The sequence below is a fragment of the Arhodomonas aquaeolei DSM 8974 genome (assembly GCF_000374645.1).
Taxonomy (GTDB): domain Bacteria; phylum Pseudomonadota; class Gammaproteobacteria; order Nitrococcales; family Nitrococcaceae; genus Arhodomonas; species Arhodomonas aquaeolei.
In genome coordinates, this window is the sequence record NZ_KB894816.1 from 60,957 (window position 1) to 83,689 (window position 22,733).

Below are 22,733 nucleotides of genomic sequence, written 5' to 3' on the forward strand. Positions count from 1 at the left end.
GGCCCCCCGGTCGACAGCGCCGGCCGGCGCGGGGTTCAGCGCACGTTGAATCGCCGCCGCGCCTCGCGCAGCGTGAAGAAGACCACCGGCCACACCACAGTGGCCGAGAACGCCGGCATCCAGTGCCACCAACCAGGGTTCGCCCGGCCGGTTATGCCGTCGACCCAGAAAAGCAGCACCCGTACCAGCAGGCTCAGCACCAGCACGGTCATCGCCTGCTGCCACATCGGGAAGATCCGCAGGCGCCGGTGCAGTTTGAGCGTGAGCCACGCCACCAGCGCGAACCCCAGCGCGTGCGCGCCGAGGGGCATGCTCTGGAGGATGTCGACGAACAGCCCCCCGCCCCATGCGACCCCGACACCGACCCGCTCGGGCAACGCCAGTACCCAGTAGATGATGACCACGAGGGTCCAGGGCGGGCGCACCAGCTCCAGCGAGGTCGGCATCGGCACCACCGAAAGGATAAGCGCGAGGAACACGCTCACCAGGATCACCCAGCCGCCGTGGCGCGTCGACGTCGCCATATGCTAGCGCCCCACGCGCATTCAGGACCCCGGCGCCTGTTCTTCCGGCACCGCCGATCCGCCCGCGAACTGGGGCACATCGCCCTCGCGGCGCACCAGCAGCACCTCCTGGAGCCGGTCCAGGGAGGCGGCGGTCTTCACCGTGACCTCCGCGAACGGCCGCCCCGGCTTCTTGTCCACGGCGGAGACCCGGCCTACCGGATAGCCGGACGGGAAACGCCCGCCGAGCCCGGAGGTCAGCAGCAGGTCGCCCTTGCGGATATCGGTGTTGTTCGGCAGGTTGGTCAACTTCAGCGCGCTCAGATCCCCAGTGCCCACGGCCACGGCGCGCACGCCGTTGCGGTTGACCTGCACCGGGATGGCGTGACTGGGATCGGAGATCAGCCGGACCGTGGCGGTGAACGGCCCGACGGTATCCACCTGGCCGACCACGCCGTTGGCGTCGAGCACGGGCTGCCCCGCGAACAGGCCGTCACGCGCGCCCTTGTCGATGCGCACCAGATGGGTGTGCGGATCGAAATCCACGCGCATCAGCTCGGCGATCAGCACGGACTCGCCCACCTCGTAGGAGGAGTCGAGGAGCTTTCGCAGCCGGATGTTCTCGACCTCGAGGGCGTCAAGCTTCTGCAGCCGGGCCTGGCTGAGGAGGAGCTTGTCCTGCAGCCGCTCGATCTCGGAGACCAGTGCGCGGCGGCTGCGGAACTCGCGGGAGAAGAAGCGCCCGATCTCCGCCGGGAGCTCCGCGGCGACGTGCACCGGATAGACCGCCGTGGTCAGTGCGTAGCGCACCGGCTGCAAGTACCCCTCCCGGTGGTCCAGGGTCATCAGCGCCACCGACGCCAGTGCCAGAAGCACCAGACGTGCCGTTATCGACGGTCCTCGTGCAAACAGCGGTTTGATGGCTTCCCCCGAACTCAGATCGCTGCCCGACAGGATAACGCCAAACCGGGGGCGATGGGTGAACCATTGATCCCCGGCGGGGTGTTCCCTCCCCGCCGGTGCCGGTCCGCCCCGTCGCTACTCGGCGACGAACAGATCGGTGCCGCGCTCGTCCATGAGCTCGAGGGCCCGGCCGCCACCGCGGGCCACGCAGGTCAACGGCTCGTCGGCGATCACCACCGGGAGACCTGTCTCCTCCATGAGCAGGCGATCGATATTGCGCAACAGCGCACCGCCGCCGGTGACGACGATGCCACGCTCGGCCACGTCCGCGCCCAGCTCGGGCGGGGTCTGCTCCAGGGCCGTCTTCACCGCACCGACGATACCGGACAGCGGCTCCTGCAGCGCCTCGAGGATCTCGTTGGAGTTGAGCGTGAAGCTCCGCGGCACGCCCTGGGCGAGGTTACGTCCGCGCACCTCCAGCTCGTGGACCTCGGTACCCGGGAAGGCAGTGCCGATGTCGTGCTTGATGCGCTCGGCCGTCGCCTCGCCGATGAGGATGCCGTAATTGCGGCGCACGTAGTTGATGATGGCCTCGTCGAAGCGGTCACCACCGATACGCACGGAGGCGGAGTAGACGATGCCGTTGAGCGAGAGTACCGCCACCTCGGAGGTACCCCCGCCGATGTCGAGCACCATCGAGCCGCGGGCCTCGTCCACGGGCATGTTCGCCCCGATCGCGGCCGCCATCGGCTCCTCGACCAGGAAGACCTCCCGGGCGCCGGCACCCGCCGCCGACTCCTTGATCGCGCGGCGCTCCACCTGGGTCGAGCCGCAGGGCACGCACACCAGCACACGCGGGCTCGGCTTGAAGAACCGCGCCTCGTGCACCTTCTTGATGAAGTTCTGCAGCATCTTCTCGGTGACCGTGAAGTCCGCGATCACCCCGTCCTTGAGCGGACGCACCGCACGGATATTGCCGGGCGTGCGCCCGAGCATGAGCTTGGCCTCCTGGCCCACCGCGGCGATGTGCTTCGGTCCGCCGTCGCGATCCTGGCGGATCGCCACCACCGATGGCTCGTTGAGCACGATGCCCTGGCCCCGGGAGTAGATCAGCGTATTGGCAGTGCCGAGATCGATGGAGAGGTCGTTGGAGAAAAGTCCACGAATGCCCTTGAACATCCCGAGAATCCAGCCGAGCGAGAAAACGCGTAATCTAGCAACCCGCCCCCGTGTGGGCAAGGAAACTGGTGCCTGCATGCTGTGACGAGGCGCACATCGACGCGGCTGAGCGCGCTTGATGGCGCGCTCGACAAGCTGTAATGATGCAGTGCAAGGACAACCGGGAGGCGGGCACACACGGATGAGTCAGCCGCTGAGTCACTATCGCAACATCCTCAGCATCGTGGGTGGCATCGTGCGCGTGCGCGTGCCCGGCGGCGGAAGCGGCTCGCCGGCGCGCTTCCGCGACCTCGCAGTCCTGCGCAAGGCTGACGGCGAGGACGTGCTCGCCCAGATCATCCGTATCGACGGCGACGTCGTCTCCCTGCAGGTGTTCGGCGGCACCGGCGGGCTCACCACCGGGGCGACGGTACGCTTCCTCGGCCACCCCATGTCGGCGACCTGCTCGCCGAACATCCTCGGACGCGTCTTCGGGAGCACCGGCGAGCCGCTAGACCGCGGCCCCGCACTCACCGAGGACCGCCGTGTGCCCATCGGCGGCCCCTCGGTCAACCCGGTGCGCCGGGTCATGCCCAGTCGCATGATCCGCACCGACGTCCCCATGATCGACGTCTTCAACACCCTGGTGGAGAGCCAGAAGATCCCGATCTTCTCGGTCGCCGGCGAACCCTATAACGCCCTGCTGGCGCGCATCGCCATCCAGGCCGACGCGGACGTGGTGGTCTTCGGCGGCATGGGGCTGATCTTCGACGACTATCACTACTTCCGCCAGCGCTTCCTGGACGCGGGGGTGTTCGCGCACACGGTGATGTTCGTCAACCAGGCCTCGGACTCCGTGGTCGAGCGGCTGCTCGTGCCCGACATGTGCCTCGCCGTCGCCGAGCGCTTCGCCGTCGAGGAGGGCAAGCGGGTGCTGGTGCTGCTCACCGACATGACCGCCTTCGCCGACGCGATCCGCGAGGTGGGCATCAGCATGGAGCGGGTCCCCTCCAACCGCGGCCACATGGGCGACCTCTACTCCCAGCTCGCCCGCCGCTACGAGAAGGCGTGCGACTTCCGCGGCGCCGGCTCGGTGACGGTGCTCACCGTCACCACCATGCCGGGGGACGACGTCACCCACCCGGTGCCGGACAACACCGGCTACATCACCGAGGGGCAGCTCTACCTGCGCGACGGGCGCATCGATCCGTTCGGCTCGCTGTCCCGGCTCAAGCAGCACGTGATCGGCCACACCACCCGCGAGGACCACGGCCAGCTGATGAACACCATGATCCGGCTGTACGCCGGCGCCCGGGACGCGGAGCAGAAGCGCGCCATGGCCTTCGAGCTCTCGCCCTACGACGAGAAGCTCCTGCGCTTCGGTGAGCGCTTCGAGGAGCGCTTCATGGACGTCGAGGTCTCCCTGCCCCTGGAGCGCGCCCTCGACCGGGGCTGGGAGACGCTGGCGGAGTGCTTCGAGCCCGAGGAACTGGTCATGAAACAGTCGCTGATCGACAAGTACTACCCCCGCCGCGGCCGGACCGCCGCCGGCGGCGACTGAGCCCCGGAGCAGACCGTGGCCCGGACGTCGCTCAACAAGACCGCCCTGCACCACGAGCAGGCACGCCTGCGGCGGTTCCAGCGCATCCTGCCGTCGCTGGACCTCAAGCGCCGCCAGCTCATCGCCGAGCGCAGCCGGGAGCAGGGCGTACTCGCGGCCACCGAGCGCGACCTGGCCGCGCTCACCAACGACGTCCGCGGGACACTGCCGATGGCCGGCGACGAGCGCGTGGTCATGGACGGGCTCGTCCGCGTCACCGACGTGCGGATGCACGAGCACAACCTCCTCGGCGTGCACCTGCCGGTGCTCGACGACGTCGCGGTGGAGACCTCCGGCTACGCCCTGCTGGCCACCCCGCACTGGCTCGACATCTATGCCGACCGGCTTGCCGAGGCCCTGAGGCTGAACGTCCGCCTCATGGTCGAGCGCGAGCGGCTGCGACGGCTGGAGCGCGCCGTCACGCGGGTCACGCAGCGCGTGAATCTGTTCGACAAGGTCCTCATCCCCCGCGCCCGCGAGAACATCCGCCGCATCCGCATCCATATCGCCGACAACGAGCGCGCCGCTGTGGTGCGCGCCAAGATCGCCAAGCGCAAGCACGCGGGGATGGGCCCATGACCATCGTGGCGCTCGAGAAGGTGACCCTGTTCGGCAGCCGGCGCGAGGAGGACACCCTCCTCACCGGGCTCCAGCAGCTCGGTATCATGCACCTGGTCACGCTGCGCGAGAGCCCCGGCGAGGAGGCCGCCCCGGCCGCGCCGGCCCACACCCGGCGCGCGCTGCAGCACCTGCTGGACTGCCCGGTACGCCGCCACCAGGTCCCGGAGGACCCGGACTTCGACCTGGCCACGACCGTCGAGCGGGTGCTGGAGAACCAGCGCCGCAGCCGCGAGCTGGAGGACAGTCGCGAGTTCGTCCAGCGCCGCCTCGACGACCTCGCCCCCTGGGGCGACTTCCGGCTGCCCCCTGAGGACGCCCTCGCCGGCTACCGGCTGTGGTTCTACGAGGTCCCGAACTACCGCCGGCACCAGCTCGGGACCCTGACCCTGCCGTGGCAGGAGGTCCATCGCGACAACCGCAACAGCTACGTCGCCGTGATCGCCCGCGAGGAACCCCCGCCGGAGGCCCTGCCGGTACCGCGCACCCACACCGGCAGCATCCCCCGCTCGCAGCTGCGCGAGCGCCTCCAGCGCCTCGCGGTGCGCCTGGACGAGCTCGCCGCCGAGCGCGAGGCACTCACGCGCTGGATCCACCTGATCCACCGCCAACTCTTCCGGGCGGAGGATGATGCCGACCTCGCCCGGGCCCATCACTGCACCCTGGACGACGACGCCCTGTTCGCGGTGCAGGGCTGGGTGCCGATCCGTGACCGGGCCGCGGTACACGACTTCGCCGCCGCGCGTGACCTCGCCGTGCTGGTCGAGCCCGCGGACGCGAACAGCCGGCCGCCGACACTGCTGGACAACGACGAAGCCACCGCCGGCGGCGAGGAGGTGGTGCATTTCTATCAGCTCCCCGGCTACCGCAGCTGGGACCCATCCCGGGTGATCTTCTTCTCGTTCGCGGTGTTCTTCGCGATGATCCTCGCCGACGCCGGCTACGCCGCCGTCCTCGGCGGCATCGTGCTCGCCGCCGCACCCCGGCTCGGTGCGAGCCGGCGCGGCCGGCGGCTGCGCAACCTCGGCCTGGCGCTGGCGACTACCGCCGGCGTCTACGGCGTCCTCGCCGGCAGCTATTTCGGCTGGCAGCCGCCGCCGGACAGCCTGCCCGGGGTGCTCCGCGTGCTCGATACCGGCGACTTCGGCCAGATGATGACCCTGTCGGTGGGTGTCGGCCTCGCCCACCTGGTGCTCGCCAACGCCATCGTCGCCTGGCGCCGGCGCGGTCACACCGCCGCCCTCGCCCCCGTGGGCTGGATCGCGGCCCTGCTCGCCGGCGCCGCGCTGTACCTTGGCCTGCCCGGTGCCGGCATCGCCCTGGCCGCCGGGCTCGCCGCCGTCGCGGTGTTCAGCGACACCCGGCCGATCCACAACGCCGGCGACCTGCTGCGCCGCGCCGCCGGCGGACTGCTCGGGCTGGCCCGCGTGACCAACGCGTTCGGCGACGTCCTCAGCTACCTGCGGCTGTTCGCCCTGGGCCTGGCGAGCGCGTCGCTGGCGGTGACCTTCAACCAGCTCGCCGCCGACGCTGCAGCGGCCTACCCGGGCCTCGGCGTGCTCCTCGAGGTGCTGATACTCGCTGCCGGCCATGCCCTGAACTTCGCCCTCGCCGTGCTCAGCGGCGTGGTCCACGGGCTGCGGCTCAACGTCATCGAGTTCTATAACTGGGGCATTTCCGACGAGGGCTACCCTTTCCGGCCCTTCGCGCGAACGGAGAAGACACTGTGGAACAACTGATCCTCACCCTCGGCTGGGCCGGGCTGTACGGCCCCATGGCCCTGGGCGCCATCGGCAGCATCATCGGCTGTGCCATCGCCGGCCAGGCGGCCATCGGCGCCCTGCTGGAGACCGAGTCCGGCCACGGCCGGTTCATCGGGCTCTCGGCGATGCCCTCCTCGCAGACCATCTACGGCATCGTGGTGATGTTCTCGCTGCAGCGCCCGGTCACCACCGATACCGCGGCGGGGCTGTTCGCGGTGGGGATACTCTCCGGGACCGCGCTGCTGCTGAGCGCGGTCCACCAGGGCAGCTGCTGCGCCTCGGCGATCAACACCGCCAAGAGCAAACCGGAAGTCTTCGGGCTGTCCATCGCACCCGCCGCCATCGTCGAGGGCTTCGGTGTGTTTGCCTTCATCTTCGCGCTGGTGATCGCCGGCAACATCCCCGCCGGCTGAACGGGACAGGGGCCGCGTATGAACGAGCACGACACCACCGGACCGTCCTCGGGCGTGGAGGCGCTGATCGAGCGCCTGCGCGAGGAGGGTGTGGAGGCCGGCCGCGAGGAGGCCCGGCGTATCGTCGCCGATGCCGAGAGCCGGGCGAGCTGGATGATCGAACAGGCCGAGGAGGACGCCGAGCGGTTGCGCGCCCAGGCCCGGGAGGAGGCGCAGCGTCTGGAGGCCTCGGCCCGCGAGGCTATCCGCGTGGCCGCGCGGGACAGCGTCCTGGAGATGCAGACCACCCTCACCCATCGCTTCCGCGAGCACCTGCGCTGGCTGGTACGCGACGCCCTCTCGGACGAGGCCTTCCTCCAGCGCCTGATCCTGGAGCTGGCCGCCCGCCAGCGCAGTGACACGCCGCTGGAGGCGGACGGGCACACCGAGATCCTGCTCCCGCGGGACGTGCTGGGGCTCGAGGAACTGCGCCGACACCCGGAGGCCCTGCGCGAGGGCAGCCTCGCCCATTTCGTGGTCGCCCAGGCGCGCGACGTCCTGCGTGAGGGGGTCGATTTCACCGTCGGCGAGCACGAGCACGGTCTGCGCGTGCGCCTGAACGACCACGACATGGAGCTCGACATCACCGAGGATGCGGTCGCCGCGCTGCTGCTGGAGCACCTCCAGCCCCGCTTCCGCGCGATGCTCGAAGGCATCGTGAAATAGCCGCCATGAGCAAGCGCCACGAGTACGTCATGCTGCTGGCGAGCCTGCCGGCCCTGCCGGGGCAGCCCTTCGGCCGGGAGACACTGGGGCTCTCACGGCTGCGCCTCGATCGCCGGCTGGGACTGCTCGGGGCTGCCCACCGCGAGAGCCTGGACACGCTGCTGGGCCTGCTGGACTGGTGCCGCCCCGCGCCGGAGCCCGCGGACACCGCCCTCGCCACCCGCGCAGACGCGGCGATGCCCCGGCTGGCGGCGCACGGCATTGCGGACCTGGCGGAGGCCCTGCTGGAGATCCGCACGGTCGTGGCCGCCCTGCGCGCCCGCCGCCGGGGCCATCAGCGCCCCACGCCGGGCACGCGCTGGGGTGTGGGCCCGCGGATCGCCCACATGCGCACCCGCTGGGACGAGCCGCTGCTCGGGGTGGGCGCGGTCTTCCCCTGGCTCGCCGAGGCCCGCGCGCACCTGGAGGGCGATCGCCCCCTGGCGCTGGAGCGGCTGCTGATGACCGTGGAGTGGCGGCTGCTGGATGGCGCCCGCCGGGCGGGGAGGTTCGACTTCCGCGCGGTCACCGTCTACGTGCTGCGCTGGCGGATCGCCGCCGCGTGGCGCCGCTACAACGCCGAGGCCGCCGAGCAGCGGCTTCGCGCCGGGGTGCACCACGGCCTCGGCGGATTCCGGAACCTCTTCGCCCACCAGGACACCGCGGAGTGAACCCATGAGCGCCGCCCCCGACCGCCCCGCCGTCGACTGCACCGTCGTCGCCGTACAGGACGACATCGTCGTCATCGAGGCCGACGAGCGCGCCCCCGGCCTGATGAAGAACGAGGTGGTGCTCATCCGGCCCGACGGCGGCGACAGCGACGAGCAGCTCACCGGGGAGGTCCTGCGGGTGCGCGGCCACCGCGCCGACGTGCAGGTCTTCGAGGATACCGGCGGCGTGGCCGTGGGCGACCCGGTGACCCAGACCGGCGAGATGCTCTCGGTCACCCTCGGCCCGGGGCTGCTGGGGCAGGTCTACGACGGCCTGCAGAACCCGCTGGAGCAGCTCGCGCTGGAATCGGGCTTCTTCCTGCCCCGGGGCCGGCAGATGCCGGCACTGGCCGCCGGGGCCCAGTGGTCGTTCTCGCCGACGGTACGCATGGGCGCCACCGTTCAGCCCGGCGACACCCTGGGCACGGTCCAGGAGGGCCGCTTCACCCACCGGATCATGGTGCCCTTCGACCTCACCGGGGCGCTGACCGTGGACTGGATACAGGAGGGCAGCTTCACCGTGGACGTGCCCGTGGCCCGGCTGGTCTCCGCCTCGGGGGCGGAGCACGCGGTTACCCTCGCCGGGCGCTGGCCGGTGCGCACACCGCTGCCCCGCCGCCTGCTGCGCGAGCACCGCAGCGAACGGCTCTACCCGGAGCGGCCGATGACCACCACGATCCGCGTCATCGACACGTTCTTCCCCATCGCCACCGGCGGTACCGCCTGCATCCCCGGCCCCTTCGGCGCCGGCAAGACGGTGCTCCAGAACCTCATCGCCCGCTACTCGACGGTGGACATCGTGATCATCGTCGCCTGCGGCGAGCGCGCCGGCGAGGTGGTGGAGACGATCACGGAGTTCCCGCGGCTCAGCGACCCGGTCACCGGCGGCTCGCTGATGGACCGCACGGTCATCATCTGCAACACCTCGTCCATGCCGGTCGCCGCGCGGGAGGCCTCCATCTACACCGGCATCACCATCGGCGAGTACTACCGCCAGATGGGCCTGGACGTGCTGCTCATCGCCGACTCCACCTCCCGCTGGGCCCAGGCCATGCGCGAGACCTCCGGGCGCATGGAGGAGATCCCCGGCGAGGAGGCCTACCCGGCCTATCTCGACTCGGCCATCCGCAGCGTCTACGAACGTGCGGGGGTGATCCGCAACGGTGCCGGCGACACCGGCAGCCTGACCATGATCGGCACCGTCTCACCGGCCGGCGGCAACTTCGAGGAACCGGTCACCCAGGCGACCCTGAACACGGTGAAGGCGTTTCTGGGGCTGTCCGCGGATCGCGCGTACAAGCGCTTCTACCCCGCGGTGGACCCGCTGCTGTCGTGGTCGCGCTACCGCGACGAGCTCGCGGCGCACATCGCCGCGACCTTCGGGCAGGAGTGGCCGGGGCGTATCGACGAGCTGCTCCAGCTCCTCCACGACGGCGACGACGTCGCCCAGATGATGCAGGTCACCGGCGAGGAGGGCATAACCACCGGGGATTTCATCACCTACCAGAAGGCGGCGTTCCTGGACCTGGTGTATCTCCAGCAGGACGCCTTCGACGAGGTCGACGTCTCGACCCCGCCGGAGCGCCAGCGGCGCAGCCTTGCGCTGGTCTACCGCCTGGTCGCCGCGGACTACGCGCTGGAGGACAAGGAGCGCATCCGCACCTACTTCACCAACCTCGCCACAGCGATGAAGAACCTCAACTACGCGACGCTGGACTCCGGGGAATACCGCCGGCACCTGGAGGAGATCCGCCGTCTGGCCGGGGAGGCGGGCGTCGGGATCGAGGCCGCCTGACCGCCGGCCACCCCGGCTATCGGCCGTTAAGGGCGTCCCGGCGGGCCTGGCGCCGCCCCTCCTCGAGCCGCTCCTGGTCCGGATCGACGGGGTCATCGGTAAAGGCCGCCGTCAGCTCGGCGCAGGAGGCCTCCACGTCCGGCCGCACCTCCGGATGGGTGAAGATGTAGAACGCCTCCCGCTCGATGCCGGCACGGACCCGCGCAGCGGCGACCGCCGGGTCCATGCCCTGGGGCAGTACCCGGCGGAAGAGCTCGCCGCCCTGCGCCCGCACCGCCCTGGTCCGCTCGTCCACGATGCCCTGGAAACGGGCCTGGCGGTGATCCTCGCTCTCGTAGAGCCGCGTCGCCACGGTCCCCGGGCACACCAGCGAGACGGCGATCCCGTAAGGTGCCACGTCACAGCGCAGGGCATCGGAGAAACCGCGGATCGCGAACTTGCTCGCCGCGTACACGCCCGCCCCGGGGCCGGCGGCGATACCGGCGATAGAGGACGTGTTGACGATGTGCGCGACCCCGCCGTGGGCCTTCATGCGCGGCAGCAGGGTGAGCACCCCGTTGACGGTGCCGCCGTAGTTCACGCCCATGACCCACTCGAAGTCCTCGGCCGTGGCGTCGTTGACGTCGCGTATGACATTCACGCCGGCGTTGTTGTAGAGCAGATGGATCGGCCCGAACGCGGCCTCGGCCTCGTCCACCGCCGCCGCCCAGCCGTCGCGGTCGGTGACGTCCAGCTCGATCAGCCGCACCCGCGGGCCCGCCGCCTCGAAATGCGCGCGGGCCTCGTCCAGGTGTGCCCGGCTGAGGTCCGCGACGGCCACGTTCATCCCTGCGTCGAGCAGCGTCCGCGCCACCGCCAGCCCGATGCCGGCGCCGCCGCCAGTGACGAACGCCGTCCTGCCCGATTCGATCTGCATCCCGCCTCCGTGTGTTCGTCCCTGCCACCGGGTTTCCCCGGCCCCTGCTCCGCCATGCCGCCCTGTCGGCTCGGCCCGGCAGGGCGGCGTGCCGGCTCAGCGGTAGACGATACCGCCGTCGATCATCAGGGCCTGCCCGGTCATGTAGTCCGAGTCCGGCCCGGCGAGGTAGGAGACGAGGGACGCAACGTCGTCCGGCGTCTCCGCACGGCCCAGGGCGATACCGCCGACGTACTTGTCGTAGGTCTCGCCCTTCTTCGCGCCGGTGAGCTCGGCGAAGCGCTCGTCGATCTCCACCCACATGTCGGTGCCGACGATGCCGGGGCAGTAGGCGTTCACGGTGATGCCGTCGCTCGCCAGCTCCTTCGCCGCCGCCTGGGTCAGCGCGCGCACGGCGAACTTCGTGGACGAGTAGACGCCGAGCATGGCGAAGCCATCGTGGCCGGCGATGGAACTGGCGTTGATGATCTTGCCCTTCCGGCCCCGTTCCCGGAAACGTCTGGCGGCCGCCTGGATGCCCCAGAGCACGCCCTCGACATTGATCCGGTGGATCCGCTCGACCTCCTCCGGCGTGACCGAAACGATCGGATTCACCTGGGCGATGCCGGCGTTGTTGACCATGACGTCGAAGCCCCCGAGCGCCTCCTCGGCGTGGTCGACCGCGGCGTAGACGGCATCGCGGTCACCGACGTCCGCCGCGAACGTGGTGGTCTTCGCACCCAGCGCCTCGACCTCTCGGGCCGCGCCGGCGAGCTTGTCCTCCTTGAGATCCACCAGCGCGATACTGAAGCCGTCCTTCGCCAGACGCTTCGCGATGCCCAGACCGATGCCCTGCGCGGCACCCGTCACCAAAGCGACCTTACCTTCAACGGACATAACAGCGCTCCTCAGAATGGAGGGAATGACTGAATGGATAGCGTGCTAATTGATGGGCGGCGGTGCGCGGCAATCGTTCACAAACCCGACGTGCCGGCGTGACGATGCAGCCCGGGGCCGACCACGCGCCTGCTACTGTGAATGCTGATGCCGCACGGGAGATTGACCGTGGTCAACGGCACGGCAACGGAGCCGGACTCACCCGCGGCGAAGGAGACGACGGTTACACGCCCCGCCAGGGGGCGCGGACCGACGCATGACAGGTCGTGGCAGTGACGCCGGGCCGATGACGTCCGGATGGCCTCAGTCGTTCGGCAGGCCGACGGTGCGGCTGGCCCACAGCGCACCGAGGGTGCCGACGGCGCCGGAGAGCAGGTACAGGCCGACGTAGCCCACACCGAGATAGACGGTGAGCGCCAGCGCCACCAGTGGCGCGAAACCGGCGCCGAACAGCCAGCCCAGATCGGAGGTGATCATCGCCCCGCTGTAGCGGAACTCGGCCTGGAACGTGGAGCTGACCGCGCCGGCCGCCTGGGCGTGCGAGAACCCCAGCAGGGCGAACCCGATCAGTATGAACAGGTAGCCCTCCATGGTCCCGCCGGCGAGCAGCAGCGGCGTCCAGCCGCTGTACACCGCGATCAGCACCGCGAAGATACCCAGGGTCGCGCGGCGGCCGATGCGATCCGCGATCACCCCGGAGAGCAGCATGCACGGTATCGAGATCGCCGCCCCCAGGATCTGCACCAGCAGATAGTCGGCCCCCGTGTGGCCGTTGAACAGCAGCGCCCAGGACAGGGCGAAGATGGTCACCAGGTGGAACAGGGCGTAGCTGCCCAGGGGGGCGAACGCGCCGAGGCCGATGTTGCGGCCCTGGGTGCGCACGAGCTCGCCGACCGGCGAGGGCTCCAGCTCCCGGGTCCTGAGCAGGCTGGCGAACTGCGGCGTCACCACCAGGCGCAGACGCGCGAACAGCGCCACCACGTTGATGGCGAAGGCCACGTAGAACGGGTAACGCCAGCCCCACTCCAGGAAATCCGTGTCCGACAGGCTCATCTGCAGGTAGGCGAACAGCGCCGCCGCCACGATGAAGCCGATGGGGGCCCCGAGCTGCGGGATCATCTGGAACCAGCCCCGCCGGTTGCTGGGTGCGTTCATGGCGAGCAGCGACGGCAGCCCGTCCCAGCTACCGCCGGTGGCCATTCCCTGGAGCAGCCGAAGGACCGCCAGAAGCACGATCGATGACGCCCCGATCGCGCCGTAATCGGGGACGAAGGCGATCCCGGCGGTGGTCGTGCCCAGCATGAACAGCGCCACGGTCAGCTTGGCGCCGCGGCCGTACCAGTCGTGCAGCCGCATAAACAGCACCGAGCCCAGCGGCCGGCCGATGAACGCCAGCGAGAAGATCGCGAACGCACAGAACATCCCGTTCACATGGTCGGTGAAGGGGAAAAACGCCGCCGGGAAGACCAGCACGCAGGCGATCCCGAAAACGAAGAAGTCGAAGAACTCGGAGATCCGCCCGATGATCACACCGATGGCGATCTCGCCCGTCCTGACGGCGTGCGTATCGGCGGCACCGGCCGCCGGACCGCCCGGGGAAGACATGGCCGGGTTTGCGTGGGAGCTCGACATTGGTCCGTCCGAATCGTCTCTGCGCGGGTGTCACCGCCGTGCCCGACGCCCTTGGCGGGCGCGGGCCGTGCGTCCATCACACCGCCGACCGGGCGCTGCGTAGGCGCGATTGGGGCGGTGTTTCCATGAGATCGATCAAGCCTTGCACGGGTACCGGGCCGAAACCATAGGACAAATTGTCCAATCGCCATCCCCGGCGCTCGCCGGTAGCCTCCCTTTCACGATTGAACCATTCCAACTTCGATGCACGCATGCTGAAACCGCTCCGCATCCCGTTACTCGCCCTCCTCCTCGTGAGCCTGGGCGGCTGTCAGATGGTGGTGCTCGATCCCGCCGGCCAGGTGGCCATGGGCGAGCGCAACCTGCTGATCGCCTCCACCGTGCTCATGCTGCTGATCATCGTACCGGTGATGGTGCTGACCGCGGTCATCGCCTATCGCTACCGCCATTCCAACCGGGAGGCGGACTACCAGCCCGACTGGGAGCACTCCATCACCCTGGAGCTGGTGATCTGGTCGGCGCCGCTGCTGATCATCATCGCCCTGGGGGCGCTGACCTGGATCGGCACGCACAAGCTCGACCCGTACCGTCCGGTGGAGCAGACCGCGGCGGCCGGGGAGACGGAGCCGCTCCACGTCCAGGTGGTCTCCATGGACTGGAAATGGCTGTTCTTCTATCCGGATTACGGAATCGCGACCGTGAATCAGCTCGCCGCCCCCGTCGACCGGCCGATCGAGTTCCGGCTGACCTCGGACACGGTCATGAACTCCTTCTACATCCCCGCCCTGGCCGGCCAGATCTACACCATGGCCGGCATGCAGACGGAGCTGCACGCGGTGATCAACGAGGTCGGCGACTACAAGGGCTTCTCCGCCAACATCAGCGGCGAGGGCTTCACCGACATGCGTTTCCGCTTCAAGGGCATGACGGACAAGGGCTTCAGGCAGTGGATCGAGAGGGTCCGTTCCCAGGGCGACGAGCTCGACCGCACCGGTTACATGGCCCTGCAGGAGCCCACCCGCGACGAGCCCGTCCACTACTACTCGGGCTACGCGGATCACCTCTACCGGGACATCGTCCATCGCTGTGTCGACCCGGACACCCCCTGCACCAGGGCAACGGGGCCGGACGATGAACCTGCGGGCGCGCAGGAGGCCGCGACTGCGGTGTCCGTGGAGGCGCTCGCCCGCGCCGACGCGAAGTAACGATTTCGAGAGGCAGCCCGATGGAACACGGTTCCGCGCTGATGCACGTTCTGCTCGGCAAACTCACGCTCGACGCCATCCCCTACGACGTCCCGCTGATCTTCTGGACCGGGGTGGTGGTGGCGGTGCTCACCGTCGCGGTGCTCGGCACCATTACCGCCGCCGGCTGGTGGGGCTATCTCTGGCGCGAATGGTTCACCAGCGTCGACCACAAGAAGATCGGCATCATGTACCTGGTGCTGGCGGTCATCATGCTGCTGCGCGGCTTCTCCGACGCCATCCTGATGCGTCTGCAGCAGGCCATGGCGTTCGGCGGCAACATGGGCTTCCTGCCGCCGGAGCACTACAACCAGATCTTCACCGCCCACGGCACGATCATGATCTTCTTCGTGGCCATGCCCCTGGTGGTGGGCCTGATGAACTACGTCGTGCCCATGCAGATCGGCGGGCGCGACGTGGCCTTCCCGTTCCTGAACAACTTCAGTTTCTGGATGACCGCCTCTGGGGCCATGTTGATCATGGTCTCGCTGTTCATCGGCAGCTTCTCACGCGCCGGCTGGCTGGCGATGGCGCCGCTGTCGGAGGCGGCCTACAGTCCGGGTGTGGGCGTGGACTACTACATATGGGGGCTACAGATCGCCGGCGTCGGCACGCTGCTCTCCGGCATCAACTTCGTGGTCACCATCGTCAAGATGCGCGCGCCGGGCATGAGCATGATGAAGATGCCGGTGTTCACCTGGACGGCACTGTGCACCAACATCCTCATCGTCGCCGCCTTCCCGATCCTGACCGCGACCCTCGGGCTGCTGTCGCTGGACCGCTACCTCGGCATGCACTTCTTCACCAACAGTGCCGGCGGCGAGGCGATGATGTACACCAACCTGATCTGGATCTGGGGCCACCCGGAGGTGTACATCCTGATCCTGCCGATGTTCGGGGTGTTCTCCGAGGTCATCTCCACGTTCTCGGGCAAGCGGCTGTTCGGCTACTCGTCCATGGTCTACGCGACTGCGGCCATCACGCTGCTCTCCTACCTGGTGTGGCTGCACCACTTCTTCACCATGGGCTCGGGGGCGGACGTGAACTCGTTCTTCGCGATCACGACCATGATCATCTCCATCCCCACGGGCGTGAAGATCTTCAACTGGCTGTTCACCATGTACCGGGGGCGCATCCGCTTCGAGGTGCCCATGCTGTGGTCGCTCGCCTTCCTGTTCACCTTCGTGATCGGCGGCATGACCGGCGTCATGCTCTCGGTGGCACCGGCGGACTTCGTGCTCCACAACAGCCTGTTCCTGGTGGCACACTTCCACAACGTGATCATCGGCGGCGTGGTGTTCGGCGCCTTCGCCGGGATGAACTTCTGGTTCCCCAAGGCGTTCGGATTCCGTCTCGACCCGTTCTGGGGCAAGGTCTCGTTCTGGTGCTGGCTGGTGGGCTACTGGGTCGCGTTCACGCCGCTCTACGTCATGGGCCTGATGGGCGTGACGCGGCGGCTCAGCCACTTCACCGACCCGAGCCTGCAGATCTGGTTCGAGATCGCCGGCGTCGGCGCCGCGATCATCCTGGTGGGCATTGCCGCCTTCCTGGTGCAGATCGCGGTAAGCATCCGCAACCGCCACGCCCTGGCGGACACCACCGGCGACCCCTGGGACGGCCGCACGCTGGAGTGGTCCACCTCGTCGCCGCCGCCGCACTACAACTTCGCATTCACCCCGGTGGTCCACGACCGCGATGCCTGGACGGACATGAAACGGCGCGGCGCCGAGCGCCCGACGGCGGGCTTCAGCCCCATCCATATGCCGAAGAACACCGGGGCCGGCTTCGTGCTCGCGTTCCTGTCGTTCGTCTGCGGCTTCGGCCTGGTCTGGCACATCTGGTGGATGGCGGGGGCCTCCTTCCTCGCGCTGATCGCGGTCGCCATCGGCCACAGCTTCAACTATCACCGTGACTACCACATCCCCGCCGACGAGGTGCGCGACGTCGAGCAGACGTTCGCCCGGCGGGTTGCCGAGCAGGGGGCGGTATGAGCGAAACCACCGCGTCCGGCGCCGTGGGGCCCGGCGCTTCCATCTTCTACGCGACAGAGGAGCCGCATCCGGATAACGGCACGCTACTCGGGTTCTGGATCTACCTGATGAGCGACTGCCTGATCTTCGCGGTGCTGTTCGCCTGCTACGCGGTATACGGCGGGAGCTACGCCGGCGGCCCGACCCCCGGGGAGGTCTTCGACCTCCACGGGCTCGCGCTGAACACGGCGATGCTGCTGTTCTCCTCGATCACCTATGGTTTCGCCATGCTCGAGATGGCCCAGCGCCGGCGCACCCGCACCCTCGCCTGGCTCGCCGTCGCCGGGCTGTTTGCCGTGGCCTTCGTCGGCTTCGAGGTCAACGAGTTCGCGCACATGATCGCCGAAGGCGCCGGCCCGTGGCGCAGCGCGTTCCTCTCCTCGTTCTTCGCCCTGGTGGCGACCCACGGCCTGCACGTCACCTCCGGCATCATCTGGCTGGCAACGCTGATGATCCAGGTCGGCCGGTACGGCCTGACCGCTGAGAACGAGCGGCGGCTGTCCTGCCTGAGCATGTTCTGGCACTTCCTGGACCTGGTCTGGGTCGGTGTCTTCAGTTTCGTCTACCTCGTGGGGGTTCTGCGATGAGCGGCGCACCCGAAGATCAGGGCTATCAGTCCGATCCCCGTTACCTGCACAGCCACGAGGGCACGCCCGAGCCGGAGCACGGCACGCTCAGGGGCTACCTGACCGGCTTCGTGCTGGCCGCGATCCTCACGGTGATCCCGTTCTGGCTGGTCATGGGCGACGTGCTCGACAGCGCAGCGGTCACCACGCTACTGGTGCTCGGCCTGGGCGCGGTGCAGATCGTCGTGCACATGGTGTACTTCCTGCACATGAACTCCCGCTCCGAGGGCGGCTGGAACCTGATGGCCATGCTGTTCACCCTGATCATCGTCGGCGTGACCCTCGCCGGGGCGCTATGGGTGATGCACAACATGAACGCCAACATGATGCACCTGCCGCCGATGGGCGCGGAGGAGATGCTGCACCGGTGACCGGGCCGCGCGGCGGCCGGCCCGCGCGCGGTGCCCGGGTATCGGCCGCATGGGTGATCGTGGCGGTGGGGCTGTTCGCCGGCTTCGCCGCACTCGGGACCTGGCAGCTCCAGCGCCTGGCCTGGAAGCGGCACCTGATCGCCGCCGTGGAGGCCCGCACGGACGCCCCGGCGGTCGCGGCGCCCGGTCCGGCGCAGTGGGAGGGCATCGGCTCGGGGGACGCGCGCTACCGCCATGTGCGCGTCACCGGGCACTACCTCCACGACGCCGAGACCCTGGTCCACGGTACCAGCCGCCTGGGTTACGGCTACTGGGTCATGACCCCGCTGCGCACCGGGCGCGGCTTCACCGTGCTGGTGAACCGGGGCCACATCCCCGAATCGCTGCCCGGCACCCCGGCATTCCGCACCATGCCAAGACCAGAGGGTCGAGTGACGGTCGGCGGCCTGCTTCGGCTGTCGAAACCCGGCGGCGATGTCTTCCGCGCCAACGCCCCGGCGAAAGGCGCGTGGTACTCCCGGGACGTCGCCGCCATCGCCACCGCCGCGGGGCTGCCCGCCGACCGGGTCGCGCCCTACTTCATCGACGCCGGTGAACGGCCCGGCCCGCAGGGCTGGCCCGCCGGCGGGCTCACGGTCGTCGACTTCCCCAATCACCACCTGAGCTATGCCATCACCTGGTATGCGATGGCCCTCGCGGCCCCCGCCGCGGTGCTGCTGGCCTTGCGCCGCCGGCACCCGCAGGAAAAGGAGTGGCCGAACACGTAGTCAACGTGCGGTACCGCCCGCGCACCGCTGCCCCACCGCCAGGCGGCCCCGCGTCAGCCGCGTACGCCACCGGGACGGCAGTCCGGATGCAGGCTGGCGGCAGCGGAAGGCCGTGCCGAGACGCGGGCGAACCAGGGTGCGATGTTGGCCAGGGCGCGGTCGAATGGCTGGCCAACGGAATCGCCGAAGTCCAGCCAGACGTACAGCCAGATATCGGCGATGGTGAACCGGTCGCCGACGAGGAAAGTGCGCCCGTCGAGCATGCCGTCCAGCCAGGCGATCCGGTCCCGGGCGACGCGTTTCAGGCCGTCGGCGGCAGCGGGCTCGACCGGAATCCGGTCACGAAAGCGCGCCAGCCCGTCCGCGTAGTGGTAGGCGTTGTGAATGTTCTCGGTGATGTTGAGCTCGACACGCCGTTGCCACTGGCGCGTCTCGGCACGCTGGCCGGCCGTCGCACCGATCAGCGCCGGGTCGGGATGCAGCTCTTCCAGATATTCCATGATCGCCACCGACTCGGCGATGCAGGTGCCGCCGTCCAGCAGCAGTGCCGGGGTCTGCCCGGCCGGGTTGTGCGCGAGATACGGTGGCCGGCGGTTCTCGCCGGCAAACACGTCCACCTGCCGCATCGGCAGGGCGAGATTCTTCTCCGCCAGGTACATGCGCACCGTGCGCGGGGCGGGACTGAGTGCGTCGAGAAGCAGCATAGCGGTCAGTGGAACGGCACGGGGCCGGGCGCAGAGCGGATGAAGGAATCGTGGCCGTAGCTCCCGTCCCCCTCGCCGGCGACCGGAACGACGGCAACGCACTCAGGGCAGGGTCCGCGCACGGACCGCCGGAGACGTGGATGCAGGCCGAAGACCGGGCTGCGGGAGAGGCCGTGGATACGTGTCAGCTGGCGCATTTCACCACCACATCCGCGTTCGAAACGCCGAACGCGTCATTCACGGGGGCACGAGAGTGAACGGGCCCCGGTAAAGAGATTTCGCCCGGAGTGCGCCGCCCCGTAAATGATGTGCGTCACATGCTCTGTTTACCCGGGACCGACGGCGGCTCGCCATCAAAGGAGCGTCACCGCCGCGGTTGCAGCCAATGCCGCTATTGGTTTCCCGAACCGCGCGCGTTATTGTTATATGTCAACGCAACTGTTGCCCGACTAACGACGGGCAAGCGCCTGACGGTCCCCCGGCCGCCCCCGCGCAGCCGTGCACGGGCGAGCCAGAAGTCCCGGTCCGTCCCTCAGGCGTCTCCACTGGACTGCTCCGCTCCTGCTATGCGGATACACCCACTACCGACATTCCTGTTTCCGGGCCCCGAGGCACGGATGCCACCGAAACCCGGTGGCGACGCCTCCGGGCGCCAGAACCTGGTCCAGCTCATCGAGCTGCGCTGGATCGCGCTGCTGGGCCAGCTCCTGACCATCGCCGTCGTCGCCTACGGGTTCGGCATCCGGCTGCCGCTTCAGGCGATGAGCCTGGTGCTCCTCGCCCTGCTGCTGCTGAATCTCACGACCACCTACCGGGTCCGCGCGCTCTCGCGCATCGGCGTGGGCAATGTCGAGCTGCTGGCCGGGCTGCTCGCCGATGTCGCCGCGCTCACCGCGCTGCTGTATTTCAGTGGCGGCGTCACCAACCCGTTCATCTTCCTCTACCCACTGCAGGTCACACTCGGGGCCGTGTTGCTGGAGGGCTGGGCCCAGTGGTTCATCGTTGCCACCACCACGCTCTGCTTCGGCGGGCTGTCGCTCTGGTACGTACCCCTGGCGCTGCCCAACGGGGGCGTGGAGGAGCTCTTCGAGCTCCACGTCATCGGCCTGTTCGTCTGCTTCGTCCTCGACGCCACCCTGCTCGCGGTATTCATCAGCCGCATCAACCGCAACTTCCGCCTGCGCGACCAGCGTCTGGCGGCGATGCGCCAGCGCGCCGCCGAGGAGGACAACATCGTGCGCATGGGGCTGCTCGCCTCCGGCGCCGCCCACGAGCTCGGCACCCCCATGGCGACCATGGCGGTCATCCTGGGTGACTGGCAGCGCATGGACGTCTTCCGCAACGACCCGGAGCTGAACCAGGAAGTCGGCGACATGCAGAACGAGGTCCAGCGCTGCAAGCAGATCGTGAACGGCATCCTGCGCTCCGCCGGCGAGGCCCCCGGGGAGGCATCGGCCATCACCACAGTCAGGGGGTTTCTCGACGAGACCGTGGACGAATGGCGGACCAGCCGGTCCACCAACTGCCTCGTCTACGAGCCCGGTTTCAGCAGCGAGCGGACCATCGTCTCCGATGCCGTGCTCAAGCAGGTGATCCACAACCTCCTCGACAACGCCCAGGAGGCATCCCCCGACTGGATCGGCATGACCGGCCGGATCGAGGACTACACTCTGCATATCGCCGTCCGCGACCGCGGGCCGGGGTTCACGCAGAAGACCCTCGAACAGCTGGGCACGCCCTACAACTCGAGCAAGGGGCGGCCCGGCGGCGGGCTTGGCCTGTTCCTTGTCTTCAACGTCGTACGCAAGCTGGGCGGACGGCTCAACGCGGAAAACCGGGCGGAGGGCGGCGCCGCCGTCACGCTGGCGCTCCCCCTGGCCGCAATCTCGACACCCGACCATGGCACAGACTGAACGTACTCTGACAATCGTCGAGGACGACGCCGGCTTCGCCCGGGCACTGAAGCGCTCGTTCGAGCGCCGCGACTACCGGGTTCACCTGGCGTCGGACATCGAGGAGACCCGACGTCTGCTGCAAACGACCCGCATCGGCTACGCGGTGGTGGACCTGAAGCTGGGCAACGAATCCGGGCTGGAGGCCGTGCAGGCATTCCACGAACACGACCCCGCCACGCGGATCGTGGTACTGACCGGGTTTGCGAGCATCGCCACGGCGGTCAACGCCGTCAAACTCGGCGCCTGCAACTACCTCGTCAAACCCTCGAACACTGACGACATCGAGGCCGCCTTCAGCTCGACACCGGACGACGTCTCCACCGAGGCCCCCTCACGCACCACCTCCATCAAGACACTGGAGTGGGAGCGCATCCACGAGACCCTCATGGAGACGGGCTTCAACATCTCCGAGACCGCCAGACGACTCGGCATGCACCGGCGAACGCTCGCCCGAAAGCTGGAAAAGCGCCGCGTGCGGTGAGACCTGTCATCGGTGACCGCCCCCGCGGCCTCGCCCACGTCCGGCAGCGGCGGCACCGCATCATTGTGCGCTCATCCTGAATATCTCCCTGCGCAATACCGGCGACACGCGCCACCCACGCCGTCGACCGGAACGACCTTGCCGACACACGTTCCCGACCGCTAAATTAATGGCCCGATGCGGCGCCCGGAATGGCTGCCGCCCTCTTTCGACCGACTTGCAGGGATGCAGCCCCATGAAAGGAGTCATCGTGGTGGGCGATACCACCAGTCACGGCGGTCGCGTGATTACCGGCCGAAGCCAGTACCGCATCGACGGCAAGCCTGTTGCCTGTGTCGGGGACAAGGTCACCTGCCCGATCAAGGGACACGGGACGACCACCATCATCGAAGGCCATCCGACCATGACCGTCGGTGGCAGACGCGTCGCCCTTCACGGACACAAAACGGCCTGCGGCGCCAGCCTCATTTCGTCGCACGGCGGATACCACTCCCACGAATAGACCGACATGGCGCGACCCGGAGTCGCCGCAGAGCGGGACCGGCCACACAGGAAGGCCGCAGCCAGCCGGGCCATTCACCACCCCGGGATCGGGCGATTGCGGTACCGCCACGGGAAAGGGGTGGGGCCCGTCGGCACCGGTCCGGCCGCCCAGTCGAGCCGGGCGGGGTCGGGGGTCCAGGTGAACTCCACGGTCACCCCCCTGAACACCATGGCAAGCGCATCGTGCGCTTCCGCGAGGCCGCGGTACGGCTCGAGCTGGCCGCGGTGCTGGCCGAAGAGGCTTCAGCCCGACCACGCTCCCTAAAGCAGCGCCCTTACGAATTACCGGTAACTCCCGTCCGGCTGGTGCTTGAGGCCACGGTAGCTCGGGACGTAAATATGATTCTCTTCCTGCCACTGGCGGGAAAGACGGATTGCCTT

General features: G+C 68.9%; 22 protein-coding genes. 15 read left to right on the forward strand and 7 right to left on the reverse strand.

The genetic code is table 11. The features are described 5' to 3' along the window. Positions 1–35: 35 nt before the first annotated feature. The 3 genes from mreD to C516_RS0114980 all read right to left on the reverse strand — a co-directional run bounded on the left by mreD (position 36) and on the right by C516_RS0114980 (position 2,585). Positions 36–524 carry a rod shape-determining protein MreD gene (gene mreD / locus C516_RS0114970; protein WP_018719225.1) on the reverse strand — a complete coding sequence of 163 codons (489 nt, stop codon included), beginning with the start codon at positions 522–524 and terminating at the stop codon, positions 36–38. A gap of 21 nt (positions 525–545) precedes the next feature. Continuing rightward, the gene (gene mreC, locus C516_RS0114975) at positions 546–1,460 is read right to left on the reverse strand and encodes a rod shape-determining protein MreC (protein ID WP_310504235.1); all 915 of its coding nucleotides are present in this window, start codon (positions 1,458–1,460) and stop codon (positions 546–548) included. Positions 1,461–1,541: 81 nt separating this feature from the next. After that, positions 1,542–2,585 carry a rod shape-determining protein gene (locus tag C516_RS0114980; RefSeq protein WP_018719227.1) on the reverse strand — a complete coding sequence of 348 codons (1,044 nt, stop codon included), beginning with the start codon at positions 2,583–2,585 and terminating at the stop codon, positions 1,542–1,544. A 181-nt stretch (positions 2,586–2,766) separates the two neighbouring features. On the opposite strand from C516_RS0114980, the gene C516_RS0114985 reads away from it, so the two are divergent. The 7 genes from C516_RS0114985 to C516_RS0115015 are packed head-to-tail and all read left to right on the forward strand — an operon-like array spanning position 2,767 to position 10,207. Continuing rightward, positions 2,767–4,125, forward strand: coding sequence for a V-type ATP synthase subunit B (locus tag C516_RS0114985; protein WP_018719228.1), 1,359 nt, complete (start codon positions 2,767–2,769; stop codon positions 4,123–4,125). Positions 4,126–4,140: 15 nt separating this feature from the next. Further along, positions 4,141–4,743 (forward strand): V-type ATP synthase subunit D, encoded by a 603-nt coding sequence (locus C516_RS0114990; RefSeq protein WP_018719229.1) that lies wholly within the window; start codon positions 4,141–4,143, stop codon positions 4,741–4,743. Beyond that, positions 4,740–6,521 carry a V-type ATP synthase subunit I gene (locus C516_RS0114995; protein ID WP_018719230.1) on the forward strand — a complete coding sequence of 594 codons (1,782 nt, stop codon included), beginning with the start codon at positions 4,740–4,742 and terminating at the stop codon, positions 6,519–6,521. Before C516_RS0114990 ends, C516_RS0114995 begins: the two co-directional genes overlap by 4 nt. Beyond that, positions 6,509–6,958 (forward strand): ATP synthase subunit C, encoded by a 450-nt coding sequence (locus C516_RS0115000; protein ID WP_018719231.1) that lies wholly within the window; start codon positions 6,509–6,511, stop codon positions 6,956–6,958. Before C516_RS0114995 ends, C516_RS0115000 begins: the two co-directional genes overlap by 13 nt. 18 nt (positions 6,959–6,976) lie before the next feature. After that, the gene (locus tag C516_RS0115005; RefSeq protein WP_018719232.1) at positions 6,977–7,663 is read left to right on the forward strand and encodes a hypothetical protein; all 687 of its coding nucleotides are present in this window, start codon (positions 6,977–6,979) and stop codon (positions 7,661–7,663) included. Positions 7,664–7,668: 5 nt separating this feature from the next. Beyond that, a complete protein-coding gene (locus tag C516_RS0115010) occupies positions 7,669–8,373 on the forward strand; it encodes a hypothetical protein (protein WP_018719233.1) in 705 nt (234 codons plus the stop codon). Positions 8,374–8,377: 4 nt separating this feature from the next. Further along, positions 8,378–10,207: a V-type ATP synthase subunit A gene (locus C516_RS0115015; protein ID WP_018719234.1), complete on the forward strand. Its 1,830-nt coding sequence runs from the start codon at positions 8,378–8,380 to the stop codon at positions 10,205–10,207. A 16-nt stretch (positions 10,208–10,223) separates the two neighbouring features. Here C516_RS0115015 and C516_RS0115020 read toward each other — a convergent pair whose 3' ends face one another. From C516_RS0115020 to C516_RS0115030, 3 genes are all read right to left on the reverse strand, one after another. Next, positions 10,224–11,123: an SDR family oxidoreductase gene (locus C516_RS0115020; protein WP_018719235.1), complete on the reverse strand. Its 900-nt coding sequence runs from the start codon at positions 11,121–11,123 to the stop codon at positions 10,224–10,226. A gap of 96 nt (positions 11,124–11,219) precedes the next feature. Next, complete coding sequence (locus tag C516_RS0115025) at positions 11,220–11,999, reverse strand: acetoin reductase (RefSeq protein ID WP_026321221.1); 780 nt, start codon at positions 11,997–11,999, stop codon at positions 11,220–11,222. A 303-nt stretch (positions 12,000–12,302) separates the two neighbouring features. After that, positions 12,303–13,631, reverse strand: coding sequence for an MFS transporter (locus C516_RS0115030; RefSeq protein ID WP_026321222.1), 1,329 nt, complete (start codon positions 13,629–13,631; stop codon positions 12,303–12,305). 251 nt (positions 13,632–13,882) lie between these two features. Between C516_RS0115030 and cyoA the strand changes: the two genes are divergently transcribed. From cyoA to C516_RS0115055, 5 genes are read left to right on the forward strand one after another with little or no spacing between them, the layout of a single operon-like run. Continuing rightward, entirely contained in the window at positions 13,883–14,836 is a 954-nt protein-coding gene (gene cyoA / locus C516_RS0115035; RefSeq protein WP_156831266.1) for a ubiquinol oxidase subunit II, read from the forward strand. A gap of 20 nt (positions 14,837–14,856) precedes the next feature. Then, positions 14,857–16,866, forward strand: coding sequence for a cytochrome o ubiquinol oxidase subunit I (gene cyoB / locus C516_RS0115040; protein ID WP_018719239.1), 2,010 nt, complete (start codon positions 14,857–14,859; stop codon positions 16,864–16,866). Beyond that, a complete protein-coding gene (gene cyoC, locus C516_RS0115045) occupies positions 16,863–17,492 on the forward strand; it encodes a cytochrome o ubiquinol oxidase subunit III (protein WP_018719240.1) in 630 nt (209 codons plus the stop codon). Before cyoB ends, cyoC begins: the two co-directional genes overlap by 4 nt. Further along, positions 17,489–17,902 carry a cytochrome o ubiquinol oxidase subunit IV gene (cyoD, locus tag C516_RS0115050; RefSeq protein WP_018719241.1) on the forward strand — a complete coding sequence of 138 codons (414 nt, stop codon included), beginning with the start codon at positions 17,489–17,491 and terminating at the stop codon, positions 17,900–17,902. The genes cyoC and cyoD overlap by 4 nt, the downstream gene beginning before the upstream one ends. Continuing rightward, positions 17,899–18,669: an SURF1 family protein gene (locus C516_RS0115055; RefSeq protein WP_018719242.1), complete on the forward strand. Its 771-nt coding sequence runs from the start codon at positions 17,899–17,901 to the stop codon at positions 18,667–18,669. Before cyoD ends, C516_RS0115055 begins: the two co-directional genes overlap by 4 nt. A 53-nt stretch (positions 18,670–18,722) precedes the next feature. Here the strand turns inward: C516_RS0115055 and C516_RS0115060 are convergent, their stop codons facing one another. Next, complete coding sequence (locus tag C516_RS0115060; protein WP_018719243.1) at positions 18,723–19,373, reverse strand: glutathione S-transferase family protein; 651 nt, start codon at positions 19,371–19,373, stop codon at positions 18,723–18,725. Positions 19,374–19,990: 617 nt separating this feature from the next. On the opposite strand from C516_RS0115060, the gene C516_RS0115065 reads away from it, so the two are divergent. From C516_RS0115065 to C516_RS0115075, 3 genes are all read left to right on the forward strand, one after another. Beyond that, on the forward strand, positions 19,991–21,286 hold the full coding sequence (locus tag C516_RS0115065; RefSeq protein ID WP_018719244.1) for an ATP-binding protein: 1,296 nt from the start codon (positions 19,991–19,993) through the stop codon (positions 21,284–21,286). Beyond that, on the forward strand, positions 21,273–21,809 hold the full coding sequence (locus C516_RS0115070; RefSeq protein ID WP_018719245.1) for a response regulator transcription factor: 537 nt from the start codon (positions 21,273–21,275) through the stop codon (positions 21,807–21,809). The genes C516_RS0115065 and C516_RS0115070 overlap by 14 nt, the downstream gene beginning before the upstream one ends. Positions 21,810–22,044: 235 nt before the next feature. Further along, positions 22,045–22,311, forward strand: a complete 267-nt coding sequence (locus tag C516_RS0115075; RefSeq protein WP_018719246.1) for a PAAR domain-containing protein — start codon at positions 22,045–22,047, stop codon at positions 22,309–22,311. Positions 22,312–22,733: the final 422 nt, after the last annotated feature.

Excerpts from the sequence above, each read along its gene's own strand:
- cyoB (WP_018719239.1), top strand. The coding sequence starts at position 14,857 with ATGGAACACGGTTCCGCGCTGATGCACGTTCTGCTCGGCAAACTCACG.
- C516_RS0115005 (WP_018719232.1), top strand. The coding sequence starts at position 6,977 with ATGAACGAGCACGACACCACCGGACCGTCCTCGGGCGTGGAGGCGCTG.
- C516_RS0115070 (WP_018719245.1), top strand. The coding sequence starts at position 21,273 with ATGGCACAGACTGAACGTACTCTGACAATCGTCGAGGACGACGCCGGC.
- C516_RS0115075 (WP_018719246.1), top strand. The coding sequence starts at position 22,045 with ATGAAAGGAGTCATCGTGGTGGGCGATACCACCAGTCACGGCGGTCGC.
- C516_RS0115060 (WP_018719243.1), bottom strand. The coding sequence starts at position 19,373 with ATGCTGCTTCTCGACGCACTCAGTCCCGCCCCGCGCACGGTGCGCATG.
- cyoD (WP_018719241.1), top strand. The coding sequence starts at position 17,489 with ATGAGCGGCGCACCCGAAGATCAGGGCTATCAGTCCGATCCCCGTTAC.
- C516_RS0115020 (WP_018719235.1), bottom strand. The coding sequence starts at position 11,123 with ATGCAGATCGAATCGGGCAGGACGGCGTTCGTCACTGGCGGCGGCGCC.
- C516_RS0115025 (WP_026321221.1), bottom strand. The coding sequence starts at position 11,999 with ATGTCCGTTGAAGGTAAGGTCGCTTTGGTGACGGGTGCCGCGCAGGGC.
- C516_RS0114985 (WP_018719228.1), top strand. The coding sequence starts at position 2,767 with ATGAGTCAGCCGCTGAGTCACTATCGCAACATCCTCAGCATCGTGGGT.
- cyoA (WP_156831266.1), top strand. The coding sequence starts at position 13,883 with ATGCTGAAACCGCTCCGCATCCCGTTACTCGCCCTCCTCCTCGTGAGC.
- C516_RS0114995 (WP_018719230.1), top strand. The coding sequence starts at position 4,740 with ATGACCATCGTGGCGCTCGAGAAGGTGACCCTGTTCGGCAGCCGGCGC.
- mreD (WP_018719225.1), bottom strand. The coding sequence starts at position 524 with ATGGCGACGTCGACGCGCCACGGCGGCTGGGTGATCCTGGTGAGCGTG.
- C516_RS0115030 (WP_026321222.1), bottom strand. The coding sequence starts at position 13,631 with ATGTCGAGCTCCCACGCAAACCCGGCCATGTCTTCCCCGGGCGGTCCG.
- C516_RS0115015 (WP_018719234.1), top strand. The coding sequence starts at position 8,378 with ATGAGCGCCGCCCCCGACCGCCCCGCCGTCGACTGCACCGTCGTCGCC.
- cyoC (WP_018719240.1), top strand. The coding sequence starts at position 16,863 with ATGAGCGAAACCACCGCGTCCGGCGCCGTGGGGCCCGGCGCTTCCATC.
- C516_RS0115065 (WP_018719244.1), top strand. The coding sequence starts at position 19,991 with ATGCCACCGAAACCCGGTGGCGACGCCTCCGGGCGCCAGAACCTGGTC.
- C516_RS0115010 (WP_018719233.1), top strand. The coding sequence starts at position 7,669 with ATGAGCAAGCGCCACGAGTACGTCATGCTGCTGGCGAGCCTGCCGGCC.
- C516_RS0114980 (WP_018719227.1), bottom strand. The coding sequence starts at position 2,585 with ATGTTCAAGGGCATTCGTGGACTTTTCTCCAACGACCTCTCCATCGAT.